The organism is Dietzia timorensis, assembly GCF_020742175.1.
GTDB classification, from domain to species: domain Bacteria; phylum Actinomycetota; class Actinomycetes; order Mycobacteriales; family Mycobacteriaceae; genus Dietzia; species Dietzia timorensis_A.
On sequence record NZ_DYXM01000031.1, the window covers coordinates 1 to 3,158 of the forward strand.

Consider the following 3,158-nt stretch of genomic DNA (forward strand, 5'->3'; position numbering starts at 1 on the left):
CATGGGCCGCCTCATGACCGGCCCGGCGCTAGGCCTCGACGAGCCGAGTTCCGCCCGCTTCTTCGCCGCCGGATACGCCCTGTTCGTCTACATTCTGTTCGCGCTCATGGCGATGTTCACCGTCATCAGGCACACCCGCGCCGACGAGCAGGCAGGCCGCACCGAACTCGTGCGCGCAAATGGCGTCGGCATTCACGCCCAACTCACCTCGGCCCTCATCATCACCGGGTCGGGCGCGGCCGTCTCCGCGCTCGGCGTGTTCGCCGTCGCGCTCGCACGCGGCTACCCGGCCGGTGGCTCGGCGCTCATCGCAGTCACCGCGCTCGCCGTCGCGCTCTTCTTCGCCGGATTCGCCGCGCTCTCGGCCCAGCTCTTCGAGTCCTCCCGCGCGGCAGCGGGCCTCGCCGGCGCAGTCCTCGCCGCCGCCTATGCCCTCCGAATGATCGGCGACGCCGCACGCTCCGGCGGCAGCCCACCCTCATGGCTCTCCCCGCTCGGCTGGGCACAACAAACCGGCCCCTTCGTGCTCGACCGTTGGTGGCCGCTTGCGCTTCTCGCCGGATTCGGCCTGGCCTTCCTCGTCGCCGGGTTCCGCCTTTCCGCGCTTCGTGACGTCGGACGCGCCGTATTCATCGGTCGTCCCGGCCACGCGACCGGCGGACCGGTCCTCGGCACGCCGCTGGGCCTTGCGGTCCGCCTGCTCCGCTCCGGATTCGCGGCCTGGGGGATTTCGCTGACTGTCGCCGCCGTGGTGTTCGGTGCATATTCGGCCTCGATCGCCGGATCGGCCGACACCCTCCCCGAGGAGCTCACGAAGGTGCTGTCCGCCGAAGATCTCTCCGGCAGCTACCTCGCGTTCATGGTTCTCATTTTCGGCGTCTTCGCCTCCGCATCTGCGGCGAACGCCCTCGGGCAGCTGCGCGGAGACGAACTACGCGGCCGCACGGAACTTCTGCTTTCTGCGGGCGTCGGCCGCGGCCGCCACCTCTCCGCACAGCTCACCGTCATCGTGTCCGCGTCGCTACTCATCTGCTTGGCGACGGGCCTGGCCACCGGCATCGGCGCGTTCTTGTCCGACACCGGCGACGCCCACGTCGTCGCCGATCTCCTCGTCGCCGGAGCAAACCAGATCCCGGCAGTCGTCGCCGTCATCGGCCTCGTCGTCGCGTTCTTCGGCTGGCTACCGCGCTTCGCGGCGGCTGCAGGTTGGGCCGTCATCGGCTTCGGCGGCTTCGTCACCGCCTTCGGCGATCTGCTCGATCTTCCCCAGGCTCTGAAGAATCTCAACGTTTTCGGGCACGTCGCCGCCTACCCGGTCGCTCCCATCGCCTGGCAGCCGATCGCATGGCTCCTGCTTATCGCAGCGGCGAGTATCGCTGCAGGATTCGGCGGCTGGTCCAGGCGCGAGGTCGAACACGCGTGACCTGACTTGACCTCACCCCGCAGGTGCCGGCGCTATCCGATCGGGCAGGCCACGCCGGTGCGTGCGTGGCAGTCGTAGCCGTTCGGCACCTTGTGCAGATACTGCTGGTGGTAGTCCTCGGCGTAGAAGAACCGTCCCGAACGGACCTCCGAGAGAAGACCGACCTCCGTCGTCACAGCATCGAAGCCCTTTTTCGCGAGCACCTCCCCGTAACGCGCGGCCATCCGATCGGCGAGTTCGAGCTGTTCCGGGGTCGTCGCGAGGATCACCGAACGGTACTGGGTGCCCACGTCGTTGCCCTGCCGGTTGAGCGTTGTCGGGTCGTGCGACTCGAAGAACGCCGCGAGCACCTCGCCCGCCGAAATGGTCTCCGGGTCGAAGTCGACGAGCACGGCTTCGGTGTGGCCCGTCTGTCCCGTGCACGCTTCCTCGTACGTCGGGTTCTCGGTCCAGCCGCCGGCGTAACCCACGGCCGTGGTCCACACACCGTCTAGCTGCCACATGCGCTTCTCGGCTCCCCAAAAGCAGCCAAACCCGAGGACGATCTGCTCGTGGCCTTCGGGGAACGGACCCGTCATCGGATTGCCGGTCACGACGTTGCGCTCGGCGACCGGCATCTCCTCCGCGCGTCCGGGGAGCGCGTCCTCCCGCTCAACAACAGACTTCGGCGTGAGATCCACGCGCGAGCCCGCCAGTGCCGACTGCAGTGCTTCTTCTAACCAACCCATGCCGTCAGAATACGCCCCGCCACCAAGTCGACCGCCCCCGAAGGCGTCCCGCGCCACGCGCTCGCGGCGCCAGCTGGAACACCCGTCATTCAGTTCGTTACTAAATCGTGTTGTGCTCCTGTTTCACACCTATGACGTCGGAGAGCGAAATCCTGCAAGCGGTGAGACCTACTTCACTCAAGCTCAGAGACTACGCACATCTCAACTTTTGTAGTGTTTCCAAATAATCGCTAGCACCTGCAAGCATCCAAGCTCACTTAGCAGCAATTTCATGCGTGTAGTTCCTTTGAATTTGTGGCACAGGAGGCGTTAAGGTCATTGAAACCCCTCGGCAGGAAGGTATTCGATGTCTTCATCTATGCAGCACTTCACGCATGGTGAACAGCGTCTGCGCGAATTCATCGACCGCGACGCACGTCAAGCAAACAGCGACACGTTTGCCTACACCGACGAGGAAGCAGCGCACCGTAATCGGCAGCTCGTTTCCGGGCTGATCGTCGCGCTTATCGCCCTCGCGGTCATCGCAGGCCTTCTGCTCCTTTAACACTTTCCACCCTGGCCGCCGGCACCCTTTGGGTCCGGCGGCTTCGTGCATTCAGCCTCGTCGACCAAAGGGCGCCGAAAAGCGCGCCACAACGATTCGGGCAGGCCTGAGAAAGCCACGCCTGACGGCGGTAGAAATGTCGGCGACTCCATATTCCGGGATTTACAAAAAGCTTTTTACCTGCGGGATTGAACGTATTCTGCCAGAATTCGCGATCGGCCCTATGGTGGGAAACGTAAGAAAAACAAGCCAGTCCTTTGCTGACGCTTTATCAACGAGCCGGCAGGGGACAGTCGAATACAGAATTCGCAATACGTTTGCAGAAAGGACTCGATGATGGCTGAGTACACGCTTCCGGATCTTGATTACGATTACGGCGCTCTGGAGCCGGCTATTTCCGGTGAGATCATGGAGTTGCACCACTCCAAGCACCACGCGACCTACGTCAAGGGCGCCAACGACG

Annotated in this window: 3 protein-coding genes and 1 pseudogene; 3 read left to right on the plus strand and 1 reads right to left on the minus strand. The window is 64.2% G+C overall.

What is annotated here, in order from left to right:
* On the plus strand, positions 1 to 1,423 hold a 1,423-nt coding region (locus K8V11_RS01545), incomplete at its 5' end, for an ABC transporter permease (RefSeq protein WP_303910452.1).
* Positions 1,424 to 1,455: 32 nt separating this feature from the next.
* Here the strand turns inward: K8V11_RS01545 and msrA are convergent.
* On the minus strand, positions 1,456 to 2,151 hold the full coding sequence (gene msrA / locus K8V11_RS01550; RefSeq protein ID WP_303910453.1) for a peptide-methionine (S)-S-oxide reductase MsrA: 696 nt from the start codon (positions 2,149 to 2,151) through the stop codon (positions 1,456 to 1,458).
* Between the two features lie 346 nt (positions 2,152 to 2,497).
* On the opposite strand from msrA, the gene K8V11_RS01555 reads away from it, so the two are divergent.
* Positions 2,498 to 2,695 carry a hypothetical protein gene (locus K8V11_RS01555; protein WP_303910454.1) on the plus strand — a complete coding sequence of 66 codons (198 nt, stop codon included), beginning with the start codon at positions 2,498 to 2,500 and terminating at the stop codon, positions 2,693 to 2,695.
* A gap of 336 nt (positions 2,696 to 3,031) precedes the next feature.
* Positions 3,032 to 3,158 (plus strand): annotated as a pseudogene (locus K8V11_RS01560) (superoxide dismutase); the annotation flags it as partial.